Here is a 23,252-nt window from a genome sequence, read left to right on the forward strand (position 1 = left end):
ATCGGCGTCGATGGAATCCACCGAGAAACTTCCCGACGCCCCGGGCGGGGCCTTCAGCGCGACCGAACTCGACGAGGCGTTCGCCGAATTCCAGCGCACGGTCGCCGAGGTCGCGGTCAGCGGTGACTGGGACCGCTACGCCGACATGTTCACCGAGGACGCCGACTTCGTCGAGCACGCGCTGGGGACGCTGCGCGGCCGCGAGGAGATCCGCGCCTGGGCCTGGCGCACGATGACCGCCTTCCCCGGAAGTCACATGACGGGCTTCCCGTCGCTGTGGCACGTGGTCGACGCCCCGACCGGTCGGGTGATCTGCGAGGTCGACAACCCGATGCGCGATCCGGGGGACCAGAGCCTCATCACCGCCACGAACATCACCATCCTCACCTATGCGGGCGACGGTCTGTGGAGCCGCGAGGAGGATGTCTACAACCCGATGGAGTTCGGCCGGGCAGCGATGCGGTGGTGTGAGAAAGCCCGCGAACACGGCAATCTCGATGAGCCCGCCGCCACGTGGATGGAGACCAGCGGCGCCTTCTTCGCCCGGTCCCACAAGAAGGGCTGACGCCGGGAAAAATCCCCGCCGACCTGCGACGAGGCGACCGAACCGATCGCCCAGGACAACCGTGACCGACACCACCGTGCACGGTCGTAACGTCGGCACCATACGGACACGACAGTGTCACAGACGGACTTGGGACCCGATCGCAAGTGCCGTAGGCTAGGGCTTTGACCAGTGGAGGAGGGCTGCGCAGTCGCGCGTCCGAGACCACCCAAGGTCCGCCCGGGTGGGCGTGACCCGCCCACGACGACGCCGCTATCCCACTCGCGGCACCGTCGCGAGGCAAGAAAAGACGACACACGTACGACATACGCGGACACCCTTCGGAGGACATCTATATGGCACGCGAGCTGACGCAACTCGAGCTTCTCAAGGAACTCGCCCCGGTTGCCGAGGAGAACGTCAACCGTCACCTCAAGACCGCCAAGGACTGGAACCCGCACGACTATGTCCCGTGGGACGAGGGTCGCAACTTCGCGGCGCTCGGCGGCGTCGACTACGACCCCGAGCAGTCGCAGCTCGACGAGGTCGCCAAGGCCGCGATGATCACCAACCTGCTGACCGAGGACAACCTCCCATCGTACCACCGCGTCATCGCCGACAACTTCTCGATGGACTCCGCCTGGGGCCACTGGGTCGGTCGCTGGACCGCCGAGGAGAACCGCCACGGCATCGTCATGCGCGACTACCTCGTCGTCACCCGCGGTGTCGATCCGGTCGCCCTCGAAGAGGCGCGGATGATCCACATGACGAACGGCTACGACCCGATGCTGGCGACCGCCGGTCGCGTCGACGAACTCGAGGAGCACGCCGACGAACTCGGCCTGCTGCACTCGGTCGCATACGTGACCTTCCAGGAACTCGCGACCCGCGTCAGCCACCGCAACACCGGCAAGGCCTGCAAGGACCCGATCGCGGACAAGATGCTGCAGCGCATCGCGGCCGACGAGAACCTGCACATGATCTTCTACCGCAACATCTGCGGTGCGGGCTTCGACATCTCCCCCGACCAGACGCTGCGCGCGGTCACCGACATCGTGACCAACTTCCAGATGCCCGGCGCCGGAATGCCGAACTTCCGCCGCCACGGCGTCCTGATGGCCAAGCACGGCATCTACGACCTTCGCCAGCACCTCGAAGAGGTCGTCATGCCGGTTCTGCGCAAGTGGAACGTCTTCGAGCGCGACGACTTCACCGCCGAGGGCGAGAAGACCCGTGAGGAGCTCGCCGCCTTCCTCGAGCAGCTCGAGAAGGACACCATCCGCTTCGAGGAGATGCGCGACCGTTCGCTCGCCCGCGAGGCCAAGAAGCGGGAGCAGCGGGCATCCTGAGCACGACCCTCTCCAGCAGCCCGGCGCCTTCGACCTCCGAAGGCGCCGGTTCTGCGTCCCCGGCCAAGCTCCGCATCGGCTCCATCGAGCTGGCGAGCCCCGTCGTCCTCGCGCCGATGGCGGGTGTCACCAACGTCGCATTCCGCACGCTGTGCCGCGAACTCGAGCTCGCCCGCACCGGGACCGTCTCCGGTCTGTACGTCTGCGAGATGGTGACCGCCCGCGCCCTCGTCGAACGTCATCCGGTCACGATGCACATGACGACCTTCGGACCCGACGAGAGTCCGCGATCGATGCAGCTGTACACCGTTGACCCGGAGTACACGTACCAGGCGGCGAAGATGATCGTCGACGAGAACCTCGCCGATCACATCGACATGAACTTCGGCTGCCCGGTACCCAAGGTGACGCGCAAGGGCGGTGGCTCGGCCATCCCCTACAAGCGGACGCTGTTCCGCAAGATCGTCGCGGCCGCCGTCCGTGCGACCGAGGGCACCGACATCCCGGTCACGGTCAAGTTCCGCATCGGCATCGACGACGACCACCGCACGCATCTCGACGCGGGGCGCATCGCCGCCGAGGAGGGTGCCGCCGCGGTCGCCCTGCACGCCCGGACCGCGTCGCAGCGCTATTCCGGCGAAGCCGACTGGGATGAGATCGCCCGCCTCAAGGAGCACGTCACCTCGGTGCCGGTGCTGGGCAACGGCGACATCTTCGAACCAGCGGACGCGGTGGCGATGATGAACCGGACCGGGTGTGACGGAGTCGTCGTCGGCCGCGGCTGCCTCGGACGCCCCTGGTTGTTCGCCGAACTCGCCGCCGAACTCAACGGATTCGAGGCACCCAGTCCCCCGAACCTGGGCGAGGTCGCCGAGATCATGGTCCGGCACTGCCAGCTCCTCGTCGACCACCACGGCGAGATGAAGGGCTGCCGCGAGATCCGCAAACATGTGGCGTGGTACCTGCGGGGATTCCCGGCCGGCTCGGAGATCCGTCGGCGGATGGCGCTCGTCGGCAGCGTCGACGAGCTGCGCGAACTGCTGTCCGAACTGCCTGCCGACGCACCGTTCCCGAGTGACGGTCATGGCCCGCGCGGCCGCCAGGGTTCGCCGGCGAAGGTCGCCCTGCCCGACGGCTGGCTCGACGATCCCGACGAGGACGTCGTGCCCGCCGGTGCGGAGATCATGCACTCCGGCGGCTGACACGTTCTGCGAAAACCGTCACAACGACGGTCCGGCTGAGTTCGATTCTCAGGTGCGATCAGTAATATGGCGCGAAGGTCCCGGCCACCCGGGGCCCTGCGTGCGTGCGTGCCGCGTCGATCAGCCCCGACGCGCGGTCATGCGCATTCGAGACCTACGGGGTAGAGGAACGTGCATTGAGTCGGACATCGGGACCGGACGAACCGGAGGCGGGAGACGAGGCCAACCGGTCTCGTCGTGGCCGTCGTGCCGGGCGTCCCGACGATGCCAACGACCGCCGTCCGCCGGTGGACCCCGGCGCTCGGGACGCCTCGCCGCCGGGAGCGCACCCGAGTCTCCGCGAGCCGCGTTCCAGTGATCGCTTCGTCCGCGGGCGGACCCGACTGACCGTCCGCGAGCTCATGGAGCAGATGAACGCGGAGGAACCCCGGACGCCCCCGGCCGACTCCCCCCGCCGCGGACGCTCCCGCGCCGGTGCGCCCGACCAGGCACCCCCGCCCGGCCCTTACGCGAACATCCCGCCGACGACCCGCAGCCGGTCCCGCCGCTTCAACCCGGCGCAGCCCGATCAGGTCCGGCCCCCTCGTCCTCCGCTCGGACGGAGCGACCAGAGCCAGCCCGCGGCCGACGATCGTCCCACCGAGATCCACCGCTTCGACAACGACGTCACCCAGAAGATCCCCACGATCGGTGACAAACCCGGCGAGCCCGCACCCGACCTGTCGGACCGCGCCACCGCCCAGCGCGCCTTCGAGGAGTCGCGTGCCCAGGACGCGCTGGTACCCCCGGCCGCGACCACGCCGGACGAACCGCCGACCCCTCGCGAACCGCTCGAACGAACCCCCGACCTGACCGGTCCACTCCAACTCCGCCAGGCGCCCCGCCACCACCCGGGGCGCGGCGGCGACCGTCGCGGTGCACTCGTCCGAAAGACCACCGCCACCGGACGCATCCTGGTGGCCATCGCATGTGTGACCGCCCTGGTCGGCACCGGTTTCGTCTGGAACTACCTGCAGTCGTGGAACGGCAACTGGCGCAATGTCACCGCCGTCGACGCCGAAGACAAGAACATCCGCAACAAGGACGCCCAAAACGGCGACGAGACCTACCTGATCGTCGGCACCGACACGCGTGGCGGCAAGAACGCGAAGGTGGGTGCGGGCACCACCGCCGATGCCGAGGGCGCCCGTTCCGACACCGTCATCCTGGTCAACGTCCCGGCCAACCGTGAACGCGTCGTCGCGGTGTCCTTCCCACGCGACCTCCAGGTGGACCAGCCCGCATGCAACTCGTGGGACAACGAGACCGGCAAGTACGGCGCGGAGATGCCGGCACAGAGCGGCGTGAAGCTGAACAGCGTCTACTTCTACGGCGGCCCGCAGTGCCTCGTCCGGGTGCTGACCCAGATGAGCGGCCTCAACATCAACCACTTCATCGGCATGGACTTCTACGGCTTCGAGCAGGTCGTACGGACGATCGGTGGTGTCGAGGTGTGCTCGACGGTGCCACTCTACGACTACGAGCTCGGCAACATCCTCCGCAAACCCGGCAAACAGAAGCTCACCGGGCGCAGGGCCCTCAACTATGTCCGCGCCCGCAACATCGCCTCCGAGGGCAACGGCGACTACGGTCGCATCAAGCGTCAGCAGCTGTTCATGTCGTCGTTGCTGCGTTCGACGCTGTCGGGCAACGTGCTGGCGAACCCCAACAAGCTCAACAGCATCGTCAACACGTTCATCAAGTACAGCTACGTCGACGGCGTCGACACCCAGTCGCTGATCAACCTCGCCGAGTCGATGCAGGGCATCGAGGCCGGTCGCGTCTCGTTCCTGACCATCCCCACCTCCGGCACGACCACCGACGGTTCCAACAATGAGATCCCACGCACCGACGACGTCGATGCGATCTTCAACGCGATCATCGACGACCTGCCGTTGCCCGGCGAGAAGGTCGAGAAGAAGAAGCCGACGTCCAAGGCGCCCTCGCGAGCTCCGAGTTCGAGGAACTCGACGGAGACCCCCGGACGGATCAACGCCACCGCGCAGAATCCCGGCAACATCGGTATCCGCGTGCTCAACGGGACCAGCACCACCGGTCTCGCCGCCGAGGTGTCCGACCAGTTGAAGCCGTACGGCTTCGACGTCCGCGGTGTGGCCGACGCCTCGGAGAGCCGGGACGACACCGTCGTGCGGTACGGCACCGGACAGCAGAACGCGGCCGCCACGCTGGCCGCCATGTTCCCCGGCGCCGAGATCCAGCTCGACCGGACGGTCAAATCGGGGGTCGAACTCATCCTCGGGTCCGACTTCACCGGCGAGCTGGGATCGGTGCCCGACGCCGGGGCCACGGTGAACGTCGAGCAGCTCGCGCCGGCCGAGAACACCGGTGATCTGCCCAACGATCTCGCCGTCACCAACGCGGGCGACACGACCTGTACCTAGCACGATCGTCCGGATGAGACGACGACGACGTCACCGCGCCGGTCGTTCACGCTGCGTTCATCGCCCGTGAGCGAAGAAGACCGTTCCCCGACGTACCCTGGGTACATGCGTACTGCCTACCAAGAGCAACTCGAGGAGCTGACCAACGTCCTGGGTGAAATGTGTGAACTCGCGGGTACCGCGATGTCGCGTGCCACCCAGGCGCTCCTGCAGGCCGACCTCGCCGTTGCCGAAGAGGTCATCGGCGACAGCGAACGGATGGCACAGTTGTCGGCCCGCGCCGAGGAACAGTCCTTCGCTCTCCTCGCTCTCCAGGCCCCGGTCGCCGGCGACCTCCGCGGAGTCGTCAGTGGTTTCCAGATCGTCGCCGACGCCGACCGGATGGGTGCCCTCGCCCTCCACGTGGCCAAGGTCGCCCGTCGTCGCCACCCGGCAAAGGCCCTCCCTGAGGAGGTCAACGGCTACTTCGCGGAGATGGGCCGGCTCGCGGTGACCCTTGCCAAGAATGCGCATGAGGTCTTGGTGACCCACGACCCGCAGGCCGCGCTGCGCTTGCAGGAGGACGACGACGCGATGGACGATCTCCACCGCCACCTGTTCACCGTCCTGATGGACCGCGAATGGCAGCACGGCGTCGCCGCGGCGGTGGATGTGACCCTGCTCGGTCGCTACTACGAACGCTTCGCAGATCATGCCGTGCTGATCGGTCGCCGGGTGGTGTTCACCGCCACCGGCAAGACCCCCGAACAGTTCCAGAACATCGGGTGATCTTCCTCGCTCACCCTTCTCGGGGAGCGAGGGCACACATTTCGAGAGGCCGAGGATTCAGTTGGATGAACTGAACTCGGCCTCTCTTCATGTCAGGAACATCTGGCGCGCTTTGCGCCCGGGAACGATTTCACAGCTGCACATGTCCCCGTTATGGTGGCGGACATGGGCCAGAATCAGCCGATCGAACCCGATTTCAATGCGATGACCGACGAGGCAGCCGCGGCAGCCGCCCACCGACGGCAGATATTCACCTATCTCGGCGTCATCGCATCGCTCACCGCTCTGCTGGTCATTCTCCTGATCAACATGTGAGCAGCAAACAAACAGGGCCCCTCCCGTCAACGGGAAGAGCCCTGTTCGGAAGGTTGGCGCTGCGTCAGCCGAAGCGCCCCGAGATGTAGTCCTCGGTCTCCTTCTTCGTCGGATTCGAGAACATCGTCTCGGTGTCGCTGATCTCGACCAGCTGTCCGGGCTGACCGACACCCTCGAGATTGAAGAATGCGGTCTGGTCGCTGACGCGGGCGGCCTGCTGCATGTTGTGGGTCACGATGACGATCGTGTACTCCTTCTTGAGCTCACCCATCAGATCCTCGATGGCCAGCGTCGAGATCGGGTCGAGCGCCGAGCACGGCTCGTCCATCAGCAGCACGTCCGGGGAGACCGCGATGGCCCGCGCGATACAGAGCCGCTGCTGCTGGCCGCCGGAGAGCCCGCCGCCGGGCTTGTCGAGACGGTCTTTGACCTCTTCCCAGAGGTTCGCGCCGCGCAGACTGCGCTCGGCGACCTCGTCGAGCTCGGCCCTGTTGCGCACGCCCTGGAGGCGCAGGCCGGCGACGACGTTGTCGCGAATGGACATCGTCGGGAACGGGTTGGGTCGCTGGAACACCATGCCGATCGTGGCGCGCACGCTCACCGGATCGACGTTGCGGCCGTAGATGTCCTCGCCGTCGAGCAGCACGCTGCCCTCGGCGTAGGCGCCGGGGGTGACCTCGTGCATCCGGTTCAGGGTGCGCAGGACCGTCGACTTGCCGCAGCCCGACGGGCCGATGAAGGCGGTGATGCAGCGCGGCGGCACCTCGAGGGTCACGTCCTTCACCGCATGGAAGTCGCCGTAGTAGATGTTCAGGTCTTTGATGTCGAGGCGCTTTGCCATGACGTTGTCCGTTTCTCAGTGTCGACCCGTTCACCGGGCCGGGGGTGGTCTCAGAGTCGCCGAGACTCAGGATGTCTTGGGTGCGAAGATCTTCGAGACGACCTTGGCCCCGACGTAGACGATGGCCACGAGGATGACCAGGCACAGGGCCGCCCCCCAGACCTTGTCGAAGACACCTGGCCCGTTGTTGTACTGCTGAACCATCATCAGCGGCAGTGATTCCTGGTTGCCCTCGAAGGGATTCCAGTTCATCGCGCGCGTCGAGCCGACGAGGATGAGCACGGGCGCCGATTCCCCCATCACGCGGGCGATGGCCAGCATCACGCCGGTCACGATGCCCGAGAGGGCCGTCGGCAGCACGATCTTCACGATGGTCTTCCACTTCGGGATACCCAGCGCATACGACGCCTCGCGCAGATCCTGCGGGACGATCTTGAGCATCTCCTCGGTGGCACGGACCACGAGCGGCACCATGAGCAGCACCAGCGCGATGGCCACCACGAACCCCGAGCGGGGCAGTCCGAGGCTGGTGCGCCACACCGCATAGACGAACAGGGCCGCGACGATCGACGGAACTCCGGAGAGGATGTCGACCATGAAGGTGGTGACCCGGGCGAGCAGCGACTTCTTGGTGGCGTACTCGACGAGGTAGATGGCCACGAAGATGCCGAGCGGGATCGAGATCACGGCGGCCAGTGCGGTCTGCATCAGCGTTCCGACGATGGCGTTAGCCGCGCCGCCCTTGCGCTCGGGCAGGGTCCACCAGTCGATGTCGAGCAGTGGTTCGATGCCGCGGATGACCAGCGTGGCGACCAGCCACACGAGCGGGACCAAGGCGATGAGGAGTGCGGCGATGACCGAGGTCCGGACGATGTGATCGGTCAGGCGCCGACGCTTCGCGAGCGGGGCGAAGCCGGTCGGCTTCTTGACCGGGTCGGCCGATCGTGAGGGCGTTGTGACGGTCATGGTCACTTCTTTCCGGCGACGACCGCACGGGCCGCGGCGTTGACGATGAAGGTCAGGACGAAGAGGGTGAGTCCGGCGGAGATGTAGGCGCCGGTCTTGCCCGGTGAGTCGAACTCGGCGGCGTTGTTGGCGATCTTGGTCGCGAAGGTCTCGCCGCTCTCCATGAGGTTGAAGTTCATCGGGCCGGCGGTGGAGATGATCAGCAGCAGCGCCATCGTCTCTCCGAGCGCGCGACCGAGGCCGAGCATCGAACCGGAGATGTAGCCGGAGAAGCCGAAGGGCAGCACCGCCAGCTTGACGACCTCGAACTTCGTCGCGCCCAGGGCGAGAGCGGCCTCACGGTGCCCCTTGGGCGTCTGCATGAAGACCTCACGGGTGACCGCGGTGATGATCGGCAGGATCATGACCGCGAGCACGATGCCCGCGGTGAGCAGCGTGCCACCGGTGGACATGTTCGCGACCTGGGTGGGCTGCTGGAAGAACGGCAGGAAACCGAGGTGGCCGACGAGCCACTCGTTCACCGGCACCAGCGCGGGGCCGAGGACGAGGATGCCCCACAAGCCGTACACGATCGAGGGCACCGCGGCGAGCAGGTCGACGGTGTACGTGATCGGTCCGACGAGGCGCTTGGGGGCGTACTCGGTGAGGAAGATCGAGATCCCGAGCGCGACCGGCATCGCGATGAGCAGGGCGATGACGGAGACGACGACCGTCGCGTAGAACAGCTGTGGGATGCCGAACGCGAGTTGGTTGCCGCTGGTGATCCAGTCACCGGTGTAGGTGAAGAAGTTCTCCTCGTTCTTGGCCAGCGACGGGATGGCCTGCGCCAGGAGGAATAGCGCGATGAGCCCGATGACGAGCGAGACGACGAAGCCCGAACCGACCGCCAGGTTGCGGAACACCTGGTCGGCCACACGGTGACGCGCCCCGGAGTGCAGGTTGCTGGGTGTGGCGCCGTCGGGCGACGACTCGGGAAGGCTCGTCCCATCCGAATCCGGCGGGATCGCACCACTTTCTTTGCTCAGCGACGTCATGCGTCCCTCTTGTGCTTCCGCTCTGGTCATTGGGGCCACTTCCCGGTCCACTGCTCACAGTCCGTGCGACACACGAAGAGTCGTGTCAGTGTGTCAACCGCACATGCGGGGCCGCAATTCCTGGCGGCCCCGCATGCACTGTTCCGTTGTGTCACGTCAGGCGTTGCCGCTGCCGGCAAGCGCGTCGATGCTGCCCTGCAGCTTGGCCTTGAAGTTCTGCGGCACCGGCACGTAGCCGATCTCCGCGAGACCGGTCTGGCCGTCGCCGAGGATCTTCGTGAACGCATCCTTCAGGGTGGCACTGGTGGCCTCGTCGGAGTAACCGGCCGAACAGACGATGCTGTACGGCGTCAGCAACAGCGGGTAGGCACCCGGGGTCTTCGACGCGAACAGCGCGTCGGTGTCGACGACGAGGTCCTTGCTGGCCGGGTTCTTGAACTCCAGCGCGTCGAGGGCCTTGCCGGCACTCTCCGCGTTCAGCTCGACCGGACCCGCTCCGAAGTCGATGTCGGCGACACCGAGCTTGTTCTCGGTCGCGAAGCCCCACTCCACGTAGCTGATCGAGCCGGGGGTCTTCTTGACCGTGTCACCGACACCGGTCGACTTCGACGCGCCCGAACCGACGTTCTTGGGAGCGAATTCCTTGCTGTGCTCATACGGCCAGTCGTTGGTCGCCGAGTTCTGCAGGAACCGCTGGAAGTTGTCGGTCGTGCCCGAGCTGTCGGAGCGGTAGACCGGGACGATGTCGCCGCCCGGCAGCTGCGCGCCCGGGTTGAGTGCGGCGATCGCCGGATCGTTCCACTTGGTGATCTTGCCGTTGAAGATCTTGGCGATGACGGCGGGATTGAGCTTGAGGTCGTCGACGCCCTCGAGGTTGTAGGCGACCGCAACCGGTCCGACGACCATCGGCAGATGCCAGGCGTCGTTGCCGTTGCAGCGATCCTTGGCCTTGGTGATCTCGTCGCCCTTCAGGGCCGAGTCCGAACCCGCGAAGTCGACGTCGCCGGCGATGAACTTCTTGATGCCGTCACCGGAGCCGCTGCCGGTGTAGTCGAGGACGATGTCGCTGTCGTCCGAGAGGATCTGACTGAAGTGCTCCATGGCCTTCTGCTGGGCGGTGGAACCCTCGCCACTCACCGTCTGAGTGTCTCCCCCACCACACGCCGTCACCAGGGTCAATGCCGCGATCGCCGACACCGCCGCCAGAGCGCCGTTCCGCTTGATTCTCACCGCAGGTGTTGCCTTTCCGTATCGTGCTCCGTCCCGAGGCCCGGGTGTCCGGAGTGTCCGAAAAGGAAAGCTAGGCGCGCCGGGTTGCCGAATCCCCGACAGAAGGTGAACGGAAGGTGAACCACCCGAGGCGGTCAGGTGCGAATGGCGTGCCGCGACCTCCGGGACCGGATGGAAGTGATCTACGCAACGCAGGTGTCCTTACTTGGCGGGAGCCACACATCGGCGACATCGTCGGGGCGATGCGGACCGCGCTCAGCCGCGGGCTTCACCCGTAGGCGACATCGACGGCATACCTGGTGAAGCCCAGGCGTTCATACGTGCGCAAGGCCGCCGTGTTGTCGCCTTCCACGTAGAGGTTGATCTCGGCGACACCGCGCCGTGCGAGGTGGTGGAGTCCGGCAAGCGTCAGCAGCTTCCCGAGCCCGCGCCCCTGCGCCTGCGGATCGACACCGACGATGTACACCTCGCCGAGATCGGCATCGTGCTGTTTGGTCCAGTGGAAACCCAGGAGCCGTGCCGGATCCTCGGCGTCGAAGGCGAGGAACAGACCTTCGGGATCGAACCAGTCGGCCGCGACCCGCTCGGCGATCTGATCGAGCTCCCAGCCGCCCTGTTCGGGATGCCAGTCGAAGGCGGCGTTGTTGACGCGCAGGATCTCTGCATCGTCGTCCGACCCGGCATAGGTCCGGAGTGTGAGACCCGGATCGACGACGAGTTCGGGGAGCTCGTGTCCCTCACCGACCGGGCGCCGTAGTTGCAGGAGTTCGCGCCGCTTCTGCAGTCCCATCGCCGATGCGAGCGCGACTGCACCGGGCAGATCGCCGTGCGCCCACACCCGGGCCGGGAGCCCTTCCTGCTTCGCCGCGGCGAAAGCGGCGTCGAGCAGCGAGCGTCCCAGTCCCTCGCGCCGCCGCTCGGGGTCGACGACCGCCTCGATCATCGACGGCTCGCCGTCCCGACCGGGCACGACGTTGGCGTAGGCACCTGTGGACCACACGTGGATGACCGGCGAATCCGCGTCGGTGTCAATCGCTTTGACCGCCTCGTCCGAGAGCGGAGCGACGCCGTCGGCAGAGGTCGCCGCACGCACCATGCGACGTGCCTCGGCGACGACCTCCGCGGGGGCGGCACCTCGTCGTACCTGCATTCGGTCAGTTTCCGGCGCTGGCACTGAACTCCTCGTCGAAGGTATCCGGACCGTGGAGGGTGTCGTCGAACTCGCCCGGATCAACTTCCGGGGCAACGTCTTCCGGCACTTCCTCGACCTCGGCCTGGGCCCCCCGACCGCGCGTGGGCCGCACCGCCTTGTATCCGACGTTGCGGACCGTGCCGATCAGCGATTCGTGTTCGCTGCCGAGCTTGGCGCGCAGACGGCGCACGTGCACGTCGACCGTGCGCGTACCGCCGAAGAAGTCGTACCCCCACACCTCCTGCAGCAGCTGAGCGCGCGTGAACACACGACCTGCGTTCTGCGCCAGGTACTTCAGGAGTTCGAATTCCTTGTAAGTCAGATCGAGGGGACGTCCACGCAGTCGCGCGGTATACGTCCCCTCGTCGATGACCAGCTCCCCGAGCGTGACCTTCCCCGACGTCTCCTCGGCGGCCACTCCGCGGGTGCGCACCACCAGCAGGCGCAACCGCGCGTCGAGTTCCGCCGGTCCCGTGCCCGGGAGCAGGAATTCGTCGATGCCCCAGTCCGCATTGACCGCGACCAATCCGCCCTCGGTCAGCACGGCCGCCACCGGCACCGAGGAGCCGGTGCTACCCAGCAGCCGGCACAGTCCTCGTGCCGCCGCCAGATCCGCGCGTGCGTCGACCAGGGCCACGTCCGCGTTGCCCGCCTCCATGAGTGAGGAAACCTCCGTCGGGGCGACACGCACGTTGTGAGCGAGCAGCGACAGCGACGGCAGGACCGACTCCGGATTGGGATCGGCCGTCAACAACAAGAGATCCACCTAGCACTCCGATCTCGTTCGTCCCCGTCCCAGACCATCCAATCCGCCCACCACGCTGTGAACGCCTCCGCACACGCCACCGCAGATTGTTTACTCTGGCTTACCAACGTGTGCGAGATAGGTGACAGAATAGCGCCATCCGCGCACTTCGCTGTTAACAAGTCGAGTCGGGGCGATCGGTGGACACGCCGGAGAGGATGGTCGTCCGAGCATGCCGGGCATCCGGAAAGTCCTCGTCATCGCGGTCACCGTGGCGGTCGTCGCCGCCGGATCGGTGCTGCTCGTCGACGTCGGCGCGGCCATTCGCAGCGAGCACCGACTCGCCCGTGCCCTCGCCGAATCACCGCGCGTCCCATTCGATCCCGAGGTGACACTCGCCGGGTTCCCGTTCCTCACCCAGGCGTCGAAGGGTGACTACTCCGGGGCGACGATCGCCGCTCGCGGTGTCGAACTACCCGGTTGCGAACCCGCCCGCGGCATCTGCCGAGGCGAACTCGGCGCCACACTCGGCCGTTTCCAGGGCCCGGAACGAGGGGATTTCACCGGGAGTGATGTTCTGCACACATCGTCGATCTCGGCCTACACCCGCCTCGACGCGGTCACCCTCGCGCGTTATCTGCGGATCACCGATCTGACGGTGAGCACGCCCGCCCCAGACGGCAAGGCCGGGGGCGGTGGTCCCCAGGACGGCGTCGTCTCCCGTTCGGAGGGTGTCGTTTTCACCGGCACGGTCGCCCTGCCGCCGGACGCCGGGCTCGCCGCCGATGATCCCCCTTCGGCGTCCTCGTTCACCGGGCCGAAGGTTCGGGTCAGCGTCGCGGTCGACCTGTCGGTCTCCGACGGCGCACTGGAGATCCGGGCCACCGACTTCTACACCGGACCCGAACGACACGTGGACGCCGACGTCCCCGAGCAGATGCGCGCAGCTGTACTCGACCGTTTCAGCATGGTCCTCCCCCCGCTCCCGATGGCCTGGGGACTCGTGGCCCAACGTGCGGAGAGCTTCGGCGGCGACGTGCAACTCGTCGCCGACTCCGGCCCCGCCGGCCTCCGGCCGGGCCGGTTCTGACAACGCCGTACGCAGCGCACACACCGCTCTGCACGCGGCCTTTCTGCGCTGGTCAGAGCGCAATCCACCCGGGGGTTCGGACTCCGATCGGCACTGTTGTACCCTCGTGGGCATGCAACAGCGCCGTGAGTACTTGCTCACACGCCGCCGGGCGATCGACTTCTGTCGTGTCGCCGATTGTTGCTGTCGCACGCACCGCTGACGGTGTGCCCTACATGCGCTGCCACGCAGTCGCATCATGCGCACCGCCGATGACGACGGGGTGCGTCTTCACCGAGGCCTGAGTCCTCTCTCCACACGCCTCCTCGCTCATCACAGATCAGAGCCCGCGGGCGTCTGTCCGCGCCTCGCCGCTGTTTCGCCACACAGATCCATCCACCACCAGATATTCATCCGAAAGGAACCAGACATGGCACGTTCCGACGTCCTGGTCAGCGCCGAATGGGCTGAACAGAACCTCAACGCCGACAAGACCGTCTTCATCGAGGTCGACGAGGACACCTCGGCCTACGACGGCGGCCACATCCCCGGCGCGATCAAGCTCGACTGGAAGCAGGACCTGCAGGACGGAATCCGCCGCGACTTCGTCGACGCCGATCGCTTCTCGAAGCTGCTGTCCGAGCGTGGCGTCGCCAACGACGACACCGTGATCCTGTACGGCGGCAACAACAACTGGTTCGCGGCCTACGCCTACTGGTACTTCAAGCTGTACGGCCACAACGACGTCAAGCTGATCGACGGCGGCCGCAAGAAGTGGGAGCTCGACGGCCGTCCGCTGTCCTCGGATGCGGTCACCCGCCCGGCCACCGAGTACAAGGCCTCCTCGCCCGACCTGAGCATCCGCGCGTTCCGCGACGAGGTCATCGACGCCATCGGCACCAAGAACCTGGTCGACGTGCGCAGCCCTGACGAGTTCTCCGGCAAGATCCTCGCGCCGGCGCACCTCCCGCAGGAGCAGGCACAGCAGCGCGGCCACGTCCCCGGCGCCATCAACATCCCGTGGTCGACCACCGCGAACGAAGACGGCACCTTCAAGTCCGACGAAGAGCTCACGGCTCTCTACGCGGGCAAGGGATTCGACGACAGCCGCGAGACCATCGCGTACTGCCGCATCGGCGAGCGCTCGAGCCACACCTGGTTCGTACTGACCGAGCTGCTCGGCAAGAAGAACGTCAAGAACTACGACGGAAGCTGGGTCGAATACGGCTCGCTGGTCGGCGCGCCGATCGAACTCGGAGAAGGAAAGTAACAACTATGTGTGCTGCACCCAAGCAGGGACAGAAGCTGCCTGCCGGCGTCGACGTGGAGAAGGAGACGGTCCTCACCGGGCAGGTCACCGACGGCTCGGGCAACCCGGTCGCGGGCGCCTTCGTTCGTCTGCTCGACTCGACCGGTGAGTTCACCGCCGAGGTCGTCGCCTCACCGACCGGCGACTTCCGCTTCTTCGCCGCCCCCGGCACCTGGACGCTTCGCGCCCTGTCGTCCGTCGGCAACGGCGATGCGTCGATCAGCCCCGAGGGCCCCGGCATCCACGAACAGGACATCACCGTCTCCAAGTGATGCACTCCTCGTCGTGGGTGTCCGAGACCTCACGACGCCGCCCGGTCACCGCACTGCGGTGACCGGGTTTCGTCGTTTTCGGGTCCCTCGAGTGGCGACCCGCTGAACCCTCCGCAGGAGCCCGGGTTAGAATTTGCCTCGTGGTCCTCTTCTTCGAAATCCTGCTGATCCTGGCCGCCGTGCTGATCACCTGGTTCGGTGTCTACACCCTCTACCGCCTGGTCACCGACGAGTCGTGACGTCCCACCCGGGAACCGGTGGAGCCGCCGACGAGCCTGCCGGCTCCGTGCCCATGGGCGACGGTGTCACGCCGCCATCGGGCGACGGTGTCGCTGTGCCCGCGGGCGAAGGTGTCGCCCATCGTTCCGGTGACGAGGCGATAAGCCAGGCCGAGGCACGGGCCGTCGAGTCCGGCAGCCGCGAGCGCAACGTCCCCACCTGGGACGACCTCCCGCTGCCCGCCGACACCGCGAACCTTCGCCTGGGCGCCGATCTCCATCCCGGCCTGCTGGCACTTCTGCCGCTGGTCGGCGTCTGGCGCGGCGAGGGCGAAGGCCACGACGCGGACACCGACACCGACTACCACTTCGCGCAGCAGATCGTCGTCTCGCATGACGGCCAGAACTTCCTCACCTGGGAGTCGCGCTCGTGGGTCATCGACGACGACGCCGTCTTCGTCCGACCAGACCTCCGCGAATCCGGTTTCTGGCGTATCGGCGAGGACGACACCATCGAGTTGCTCCTTGCCCACGCCGAGGGTTCGGTCGAGCTCTTCTACGGCACTCCCCTCAACCAGACCTCGTGGGAGTTGGCGACCGACGTCGTCATCAAGTCCCAGTCCGGCCGCCGCGCCGGCGGGGCGAAGCGCCTCTACGGTCTGGTCCCCGACGGTGACCTGGCCTACGTCGAGGAGCGCGTCGACACCGACGGCGACCTCATCCCCCGTCTGTCGGCCAAGCTCCGACGCCACGTCGGTTGAGCATCTCGCGGGATCAGCGGATTCCCGGGAGCCCCTCACCGATGAGTCCGGCCGCAACGTCGTAGATCCGAGAACGCCAGGTACAGATTCCGCTTCGGAAGGGCGCTGTAGACCAGCGACCCGAGCATGATCACGACCGACCCGTACGCCGTCGCGGCGCCGGGTCGGCCCGCCCAGCCGGGGTGAACCGTCCCCGACGCCGAGATGTAGGGTCCGTGTCCGGGTGAACCGCCGCGCCGCGGCCCCACCACGGAGAACACGTCGCTGTGGGTGGAGTACGGGGCGATCTTGAAGTCGACCCGCTCATGCGGCCCGCATTCGACGACGGTGTACTCCGCTCCGGAACGATGAACGACCGCGACCCAGGTGTCACCCGCATTGCGGACCGTGAATGTCGTTCCGCCGGAACGAAATTGGTACGTTATCCGGTCCTCTACAGGGTCCCGCAGCCGGCAGCCGGCGAGTCCGCTGACCCAGTCGGCACTCCATGGTGTGAGGTAACGCTGGTCGAAGAATTCCCGCTCCGACGGGATCGGGATGGTCACCGGCATCGCGCGACCCCGGTGGACCCACACCCCTCCGTAGATCACCGGACGACCGTCGGCTCGACGGGGTGCCTGTACATAGGTGAACGAGTCCTCGTCGGACAGGGTGATCGTCTCACCGGGTCCGAGGCGGCGGAGTTCGACGCGGCCATCGAAGAAGATGAGCGCGGCCGCGGAGCCGTCACCCCGGTTGTGGATCGTCACATGCTCGTCGTCCGCGTGGAAGAGCCCGGCGGCGTGGGGATCGGCGAAGGCGAAACGCGGTGGTGTCGCGGTTCCGAAATCCGTGTCACCCGGGCCCCAGTAGCCGTCTTGCCAATGGCTGTCGCGGGCGGCCGCTTCATTGGTTTCAGGGCCGTCGAGACCGGGTTCGATCGGGTCTTCACGGACAGCGTTCGTGGTGACCATCGTTCTCTCCCTCTGGCCGGTGTTTCCTCTGGCAGGTATTCGTGGCACGCACAACGGTGGACTGCTCCAGTTCACTCCCGCTGGAGCCCGGTCTCACGAGTAGTGCGCTACGCGGATCACCGATGGCCGTCGTGCCGGGAACGAGTGGTGGGCGGACATGAGGGCCCGAGACACGGAACGGCCCCCGCATCGCTCGAACGAGCCTCGTGCCGACCGGACCGGGTCGGGATGCGGGGGCCGGGTGACCACCTGGTATTCGTCGGCGCTGATGAGGTGGTGACCCACCTCCGGCGACACGAATGCCACACGGTCAGCTGCTAACGGATGGTCACCTCACATGTCCGATGAGAAATCACTATCAGACCACCTCCTTCCCTGTGTAACCGCGAAAGTACGCCCGCTCTCGGCGTCCCGCAACGGGATTTTCGACACGGCTCCGCCCTTCGCTCGACACCGGTTCGATCGGGGCACGCGGCTCGATCAGCTGGGTCAGACGGGGTGGATCAGGGCACGGGTACTGCGGGTGCGCCCGATCCCGGGACCGGCGCGGCCGGCGGCGCTGCCGGGGCCGGGGAGGGCGCCGGCGACTGTCCGGGCACCGGCTTGGCATCCGGCGGCAGGGACTCGACGACCTCGAGCTTGGAGCGGAAGGTGTCGTCGGTGATGACCTCGATGTGGTTGATCATCCAGCGCCCGCCCTGGCGTTCCATGTCGAAGGTCAGCCGCGACGGGTTGATGCTGACGAGTTCCTTCTGGCCACGGGTGACCGACTGGTTCATGAAGATCAGCACCTGCGAGGTGTCGGCGGTGTTGGTGACCACGCCGGCGTCCTGGATGGTGACCTCCGAGACGACCTGCTGCTTGCGAACCTCCGCGGCCAGGTTGTTCTCGGTGATCAGCTTGGTGTACTCGGGTTTGGCCGGGCCGGTGAGCACGCTCATCGACTGGTCGATGTGATCGCTGACGTTCCCGGCGTTGTACCCGAACATGGTGTTCGCGTAGTCGCGGGCGGTGGCGAGCGAGGATTCGCGCGCTTCCTCCTCCGCACGGCCCTGGGTGTACCGGTAGCCGAGGAACGCGGTGGCCGCGACGGTCGCCACCACGAGGACGGCCAGCACGATCAATCCCAGGCGCGCCTTGCTGAGCCCGGATGTCTTGCCTGCCATCACGCCACCCACTCGAAATCCGTCATCTTCAGGTCGCCGTTGATCCGGGTCATGTCCACACGCCAGCGGAACACCTTGTCCTGGGCGGGGGTCTGGCCGTCGAGCGACTGCTGATGCCAGCCGAACACCATGATCACCGAACCCTCGTCGGGTTCGGCCTTGGTGACCGCCGAACTGAGGATGATCGACTTGGTCTCGAGCTTGCCGTCCCGCACGAGCGAGGCGACCTGCTGGATGTTGTTCTGCACTTCCTGCTTGACCTTGCCGCTGGTGTCGTCCTGCACCGACCTCAGCGTCTGGTCGACGGTGTCGGGATTCATGCTCGTCAGGTTGATCAGCACCTGCGAGGCGAACGCCGAGTACTCCGCCCGCAGATCGTTCTGCTCGTTCTGCCGGGCGATGCCCAGCGCGAACACCACCGAGGCCACCGCGCAGACGACGATGACCACGATCGCGACGACGACGCCGACCACGGCCCGCGGCGATCGCCGGCCCGACCCGCGGTAGCGAACCTTGCCCTTGCCGGCCTTCTCCGGGGACTTCGACGCCAGACGTGCCCGACGTCGCTCGCGGTAGCTGACCGTCTTCTCGACCTCGGAGGGATCGGGAGCGATCTCCGACCCGGCGTCCGGCTCGGCGAGTGGCACTGCGGGGGTCGTCGTCTCCTCGGCCGACTCGACCGGGGTCTCGGCGGCGGCGGTCTCGGCAACGGGGGTCTCGGTAACCGGGGTCTGCTCCGCGGGCTTCTTTCCGGCCGGGCGGCCACGTCGGATCGGCGCCGACCGGACCGGCCTCGTCGGCTTCCGACGGTCGGTCTGGGCGGTGCGACTCGGTGCCGTGCCGGCCGGGCTCGTGGTGACCGGGGTCGACGTGGTGCCGTCAGGCGTCACGGACTGACCGTCCTGCTGATCATCGTCTGCCATGTACTGCTCTGTCCCTGCCCTTCACTCCCCGTGCCGGCGTTGTACGTCTTGCCGTCGGGTCCGATGAAGTTGCCCGACTCCGGATCGTATGTCGTGGCGTACACCGCGGGCTCCGGGGTGAAGTCCTTCGGTGTGCCCGGTGTCACGGTACCGGAGGACGCCGGCTGCCATTTCAAGCCGAACGGAAGACCGCTCTGGAACGGATCGACCGATCCCGGCAGCGGTTTGTAGCCCGTGCGGCACTCGGCCGGCGTCGTCGCGCGGCGGCCCGGGAACTCCGCACACGGGTAGTTGCGGGCGCCGCGCACGGCGACGTTGGAGTTCTGCGGCACCCGGCAGAGCATTCCCGGCGGCAGCTCGCGCGCGGTCTGCGCCGACGGCCACCGCCACTCCTCCTTGGGCAGGAAGCCGATGTTGCACACCGGCCGGTCCTGGAAGCCCAGCGAGAAGTTCACATTCGGCCCGTAGTTGTTGGTGCCGGTGTTCAGGGCGGTGATCAGTGAGTTCATCAGACGCGGATAGAGCACCAGGATCTGCTTCCAGTTCGGCAGGTAGATCGCCTGGGTCTGGGCGATCGTGCCCAGATTCGACACCAGCAACGGGTACGAACCGCCGAGCGATTCGAACAGTTTCTGTGCCTTCGACGTCGTCGACGGCCCCTTGCGGAGGATGTCGCCGATCTCGGGACGATCGGCCCGCAGCTGGTCGGTGAACGCGGTGACGTCACGGGTCCACGCCCGGATGTCGTCGGCCGTGCGGGACTGCGTCGCCAGCAGCGGAGCCCCCTGCTCGACGAGTGCGATGGTGGTGTCGGTGTTGTTGTTGGCCTCGCCGATGAACAGGGTCATCGAGTCGAGGAGCCGCTGCAGCGCTTCACCGGTGCCGTTGAAGGCGACGAAGGATTCGTCGACCAGCGACCGGAGTTTGGTGTCGCCGATCTCCTGCAGCATCGCGTCGGCCTGGTCGAGCATGGTCGAGATCTCCACGGGGACCTCGGAGACGGTGACCTCGGTGCCGTCGTGGAGGTACCCGGTCGGAGCGTCGGCCGGCGGGTTCTTGTTCGGGGTGAACTCGACGAACTGCTCACCGATCGCCGAGACGCTGCGCACCGATGCCACCGCCGACGCCGGGATGTCGGTGCCGTTGTCGATGACGAGCGTCGCCGCGACGCCGTCGTCGGTGAGCTTGACCGAGTCGACCTTGCCGACATAGACGCCGCGATAGCTGACGTTGGCGTTCTGGTACAGGCCGCCGCTGGTCTCCATGTTCAGCTGCACCCGATAGCTGCCCACGCCGAACATCGACGGGATCCGGATGTAGAACAGCGCCATCGCGACCATCGCGATCACGGTGACGATCGAGAAGATGATCAGCTGGATCCGGACGAATCGAGTGATCTTCATCAGCGCCCACCTCCCGCATACGAGGGCACCGTCGGCGGCGCCGTGGGCGACGGCACCTGCACCGGTGGAATGAGATTGGCCGGAACCGGTTCCGCGGTGTCGGGAAGCTTCTCACCACCCGGGATCAACGGCGCGGTGAAGGGGTTGAGTCCGCGAGCGGCCGCACCGGCCGGGCGGCCGAACACGCCTTCTGGGCCGGTGACGCCCAGGCCGGCGAACATCGTCTCGCTCAGCCGGTCCACCGTGAGGTCGAGGGTCAGATCCGAGTTCACGAAGTCGCCCTTGACGATTTGGCGGATGGTCGGCTCGTAGAACGGGAAGGTCAGCAGGATGTTCAGCGACTGCGTCATCGCCGGTCCCGAGGCCTGCAGCTGATCGAGGGCGGGTTCGATTCCCTTGACGATCGTGACGATGTCCTCGGAGTTGGCGCCGAGGATGTCGTTGGCGGTCTTCGACAGTTTCGACACCGAGGCGAGGGTGTCGAGGAACTGCTGACGCTGGTCGACGAGCAGCTGCAGGATCTGCGGGCTCGCGTCCAGCGCTCGTTCGATCGTGTCCTTCTGCTCGTTCATCGTGCGGGACAGGCGATCAAGCCCCTCGGTGGCGCGGATGATGTTGTCCTTCTGGGCATTCAGATCCGCAACCAGGGTGGTCAGCCGCGGGATGAGTTTCTTGATCTGCGTCTCACGTCCGCCGAACACCTGGCTCATCTCGTGCACGATGTCGCCCACCTGCGACAGCCCGCCGCCGTTGAGGACCACCGACAGCGAGCTCAGCACCTGCTCGGTGCTCGGGTAGGTGCACGCCGCGACCTGTTGCGCGGCATTGATGTCGGGCACCGTCGGCACCTTGGGATCGGTGACGATGTTGGACTGTTCGGGACACTTGGTCAGCGGGATCTCGTCGCCCGCTTCGAGGCGTCCGCCCTCCGGTTCGGCGGGCTGGACTATCTCCAGGTGCGTCGAGCCCAACACACTGGTCATCCCGACCATCACATGCGAACCGCGCGGGACGATGACGCCGTCGTTCAGACGGATCGTCACCTGTGCGTTCCAGTCCTTCACCGCGATGTCGCCGACGCTGCCGACGTTCGCATCGTCGATGAGGACCGGGGCGTTGTTCACCAGTCCGGCGGCGGACGGGATGAGGGCGGTGATCTGGTAGGAGCCGCCGCCGGTCCCCTCCGCACCCGGCACGGGCAGCGAATTCGGTCCGTCGAAAGAACATCCGGCGAGGAGCGCGGTGAGCGCCACCGCGCCTGCGGCCAGTCCGCCGCGTAGGCGTGCCGAGGTCATCGGTCACCCCCGAACGGCACCAGGAGGTTTCCGAGCGGCGAACCGGCGTTGTCCCGCCGCGTCTCGTTGTCGATGCGCCGCACGCCGGCCTGCGCCCGCGCCTTCACGTTCGCATTCTGGTACTGCAGCTGACTCGGCAGCGCATTGGTTCCTTGCACCGGGTTGGTGAGGAAGGGCGGGTAGTTCATCGAGATCGACGACAGCACCGGCGCGAGGATCTCGACGCATTTGTCGATGTCCTGCATCGACGTTCCCGGACGGTTGGTGGCATCCATCGAACCACACAGCAGCGTGATCAGGTTGGTGCCGTTGCCCAGGCCGAAGACGCCCGACAGCGAGCCGGAGAGCGGGTTGTAGATGTTGTAGAAGTTCGCGAGCTGGTTGGGCGCGGAGTGCAGCACGCCCTCGACCTGCTCGTTCTTGTCGGCGACGATCTTGGTGGTCGCCTGCAGCCGTTCCACCGACGAGGCCAGTGCGTCCTTGTTGGTGTCGATGAAGCCCTGCACGTCGGTCATCGCCGAGTCCAGGCCCTTGAGCGCCTCGTCGAGCTCGGTGGTGTTGTCGGCGAGAACCGAACTCACCGAGGCGAGCCGGCCGTTGAACTGCACGAGCTGCTCGTGGCTGCCCGACAGCGCGTCGGTCAGCTTCTGCAGACTCTGGATCGTCGAGAACAGATCTCCCCGGCCGGCGGCGAGGGTGCCGATGACGTCGGAGACCTCGCGGATCGACTTGTTGATCGCGGCGCCGTTGCCCTCGAGATTCTCGTCGAAGACGTTGACCGCCCTGGCCGCCGAGCCCTGGTCGGGACCCTCCGGACCGATCGCCTCGGTCAGCTTCGTGAGCTGGGCCTTGATGTCATCCCATTCCATCGGGACCGCCGTGCGATCCATCGGGATGTCGTAGCCGTCGGACATCACCGGGCCGCCCGAGTAGACCGGGGTCAGCTGGACGAAACGCCCCGACACCAGGCTCTGCGCAACGATGACCGCCTTCGCGTCCTCCGGGATGTCGACGCTCTTGTCCACGCGCAGTTCGACTTTCACGTCGTTCTCGCGGGGCGTGATCTTCGAGACCCGGCCGACGTTCACACCCAGGACCCGCACGGGATCACCCTCGTAGAGGCTCGCGACCGATCCGAAGTAGGCGGTGAAGGTGTTCGTCGTGGACCGGAGGAAGACCGTCCAGCCGACGACGACCAGGGCGATCACGAGTACCACGGCGAGCACACCGAGCAGCACCTTGCGTCCGATGGTCAT

22 protein-coding genes are annotated in these 23,252 nt (G+C 66.7%); 10 read left to right on the forward strand and 12 right to left on the reverse strand.

From position 1 onward, the window contains the following. The first annotated feature begins 10 nt into the window (after window positions 1–10). The 6 genes from GAA2_RS18975 to GAA2_RS19000 all read left to right on the forward strand — a co-directional run bounded on the left by GAA2_RS18975 (window position 11) and on the right by GAA2_RS19000 (window position 6,619). Entirely contained in the window at window positions 11–565 is a 555-nt protein-coding gene (locus tag GAA2_RS18975; RefSeq protein WP_006436962.1) for a nuclear transport factor 2 family protein, read from the forward strand. A gap of 335 nt (window positions 566–900) precedes the next feature. Continuing rightward, on the forward strand, window positions 901–1,893 hold the full coding sequence (locus GAA2_RS18980) for an acyl-ACP desaturase (RefSeq protein WP_006436963.1): 993 nt from the start codon (window positions 901–903) through the stop codon (window positions 1,891–1,893). Between the two features lie 74 nt (window positions 1,894–1,967). Further along, on the forward strand, window positions 1,968–3,095 hold the full coding sequence (dusB, locus tag GAA2_RS18985; protein WP_255219194.1) for a tRNA dihydrouridine synthase DusB: 1,128 nt from the start codon (window positions 1,968–1,970) through the stop codon (window positions 3,093–3,095). 176 nt (window positions 3,096–3,271) lie between these two features. Further along, window positions 3,272–5,536, forward strand: a complete 2,265-nt coding sequence (locus GAA2_RS18990; protein ID WP_096274624.1) for an LCP family protein — start codon at window positions 3,272–3,274, stop codon at window positions 5,534–5,536. Window positions 5,537–5,641: 105 nt separating this feature from the next. Further along, on the forward strand, window positions 5,642–6,304 hold the full coding sequence (phoU, locus tag GAA2_RS18995) for a phosphate signaling complex protein PhoU (RefSeq protein ID WP_096274625.1): 663 nt from the start codon (window positions 5,642–5,644) through the stop codon (window positions 6,302–6,304). A 165-nt stretch (window positions 6,305–6,469) separates the two neighbouring features. Next, on the forward strand, window positions 6,470–6,619 hold the full coding sequence (locus GAA2_RS19000) for a hypothetical protein (protein WP_191834514.1): 150 nt from the start codon (window positions 6,470–6,472) through the stop codon (window positions 6,617–6,619). Between the two features lie 64 nt (window positions 6,620–6,683). Here the strand turns inward: GAA2_RS19000 and pstB are convergent, their stop codons facing one another. The 6 genes from pstB to GAA2_RS19030 all read right to left on the reverse strand — a co-directional run bounded on the left by pstB (window position 6,684) and on the right by GAA2_RS19030 (window position 12,648). Then, window positions 6,684–7,460, reverse strand: coding sequence for a phosphate ABC transporter ATP-binding protein PstB (pstB, locus tag GAA2_RS19005; RefSeq protein WP_096274626.1), 777 nt, complete (start codon window positions 7,458–7,460; stop codon window positions 6,684–6,686). Between the two features lie 66 nt (window positions 7,461–7,526). Continuing rightward, on the reverse strand, window positions 7,527–8,426 hold the full coding sequence (pstA, locus tag GAA2_RS19010) for a phosphate ABC transporter permease PstA (protein WP_096274627.1): 900 nt from the start codon (window positions 8,424–8,426) through the stop codon (window positions 7,527–7,529). 2 nt (window positions 8,427–8,428) lie between these two features. Next, window positions 8,429–9,460 (reverse strand): phosphate ABC transporter permease subunit PstC, encoded by a 1,032-nt coding sequence (gene pstC / locus GAA2_RS19015; RefSeq protein WP_096274628.1) that lies wholly within the window; start codon window positions 9,458–9,460, stop codon window positions 8,429–8,431. Window positions 9,461–9,616: 156 nt separating this feature from the next. Beyond that, a complete protein-coding gene (pstS, locus tag GAA2_RS19020) occupies window positions 9,617–10,690 on the reverse strand; it encodes a phosphate ABC transporter substrate-binding protein PstS (RefSeq protein ID WP_096274629.1) in 1,074 nt (357 codons plus the stop codon). 268 nt (window positions 10,691–10,958) lie between these two features. Continuing rightward, the gene (gene mshD, locus GAA2_RS19025; protein WP_006436972.1) at window positions 10,959–11,840 is read right to left on the reverse strand and encodes a mycothiol synthase; all 882 of its coding nucleotides are present in this window, start codon (window positions 11,838–11,840) and stop codon (window positions 10,959–10,961) included. Between the two features lie 4 nt (window positions 11,841–11,844). Next, the gene (locus tag GAA2_RS19030; protein ID WP_006436973.1) at window positions 11,845–12,648 is read right to left on the reverse strand and encodes a winged helix-turn-helix domain-containing protein; all 804 of its coding nucleotides are present in this window, start codon (window positions 12,646–12,648) and stop codon (window positions 11,845–11,847) included. Between the two features lie 211 nt (window positions 12,649–12,859). Between GAA2_RS19030 and GAA2_RS19035 the strand changes: the two genes are divergently transcribed. The 4 genes from GAA2_RS19035 (at window position 12,860) to GAA2_RS19050 (ending at window position 16,256) form a co-directional block, all read left to right on the forward strand. After that, window positions 12,860–13,717, forward strand: a complete 858-nt coding sequence (locus GAA2_RS19035) for a DUF2993 domain-containing protein (RefSeq protein WP_006436974.1) — start codon at window positions 12,860–12,862, stop codon at window positions 13,715–13,717. Between the two features lie 409 nt (window positions 13,718–14,126). Next, complete coding sequence (locus GAA2_RS19040) at window positions 14,127–14,966, forward strand: sulfurtransferase (RefSeq protein ID WP_006436975.1); 840 nt, start codon at window positions 14,127–14,129, stop codon at window positions 14,964–14,966. A 5-nt stretch (window positions 14,967–14,971) separates the two neighbouring features. Further along, window positions 14,972–15,277: a DUF1416 domain-containing protein gene (locus GAA2_RS19045; protein WP_006436976.1), complete on the forward strand. Its 306-nt coding sequence runs from the start codon at window positions 14,972–14,974 to the stop codon at window positions 15,275–15,277. Between the two features lie 292 nt (window positions 15,278–15,569). Next, entirely contained in the window at window positions 15,570–16,256 is a 687-nt protein-coding gene (locus GAA2_RS19050) for an FABP family protein (protein ID WP_035760795.1), read from the forward strand. A 35-nt stretch (window positions 16,257–16,291) separates the two neighbouring features. Here the strand turns inward: GAA2_RS19050 and GAA2_RS19055 are convergent, their stop codons facing one another. From GAA2_RS19055 to GAA2_RS19080, 6 genes are all read right to left on the reverse strand, one after another. After that, on the reverse strand, window positions 16,292–17,209 hold the full coding sequence (locus GAA2_RS19055) for a hypothetical protein (RefSeq protein ID WP_006436978.1): 918 nt from the start codon (window positions 17,207–17,209) through the stop codon (window positions 16,292–16,294). A gap of 503 nt (window positions 17,210–17,712) precedes the next feature. Then, window positions 17,713–18,375, reverse strand: a complete 663-nt coding sequence (locus tag GAA2_RS19060) for a hypothetical protein (protein WP_006436979.1) — start codon at window positions 18,373–18,375, stop codon at window positions 17,713–17,715. Next, window positions 18,375–19,265, reverse strand: a complete 891-nt coding sequence (locus tag GAA2_RS19065) for a hypothetical protein (protein WP_006436980.1) — start codon at window positions 19,263–19,265, stop codon at window positions 18,375–18,377. The genes GAA2_RS19060 and GAA2_RS19065 overlap by 1 nt, the downstream gene beginning before the upstream one ends. After that, window positions 19,262–20,701: an MCE family protein gene (locus GAA2_RS19070; protein WP_006436981.1), complete on the reverse strand. Its 1,440-nt coding sequence runs from the start codon at window positions 20,699–20,701 to the stop codon at window positions 19,262–19,264. Before GAA2_RS19070 ends, GAA2_RS19065 begins: the two co-directional genes overlap by 4 nt. Next, a complete protein-coding gene (locus GAA2_RS19075) occupies window positions 20,701–21,996 on the reverse strand; it encodes an MCE family protein (protein ID WP_006436982.1) in 1,296 nt (431 codons plus the stop codon). Before GAA2_RS19075 ends, GAA2_RS19070 begins: the two co-directional genes overlap by 1 nt. Beyond that, window positions 21,993–23,252, reverse strand: coding sequence for an MCE family protein (locus GAA2_RS19080; RefSeq protein WP_006436983.1), 1,260 nt, complete (start codon window positions 23,250–23,252; stop codon window positions 21,993–21,995). Before GAA2_RS19080 ends, GAA2_RS19075 begins: the two co-directional genes overlap by 4 nt.

It is taken from the genome of Gordonia ajococcus (genome assembly GCF_012974285.1).
Lineage (GTDB): Bacteria > Actinomycetota > Actinomycetes > Mycobacteriales > Mycobacteriaceae > Gordonia > Gordonia amicalis.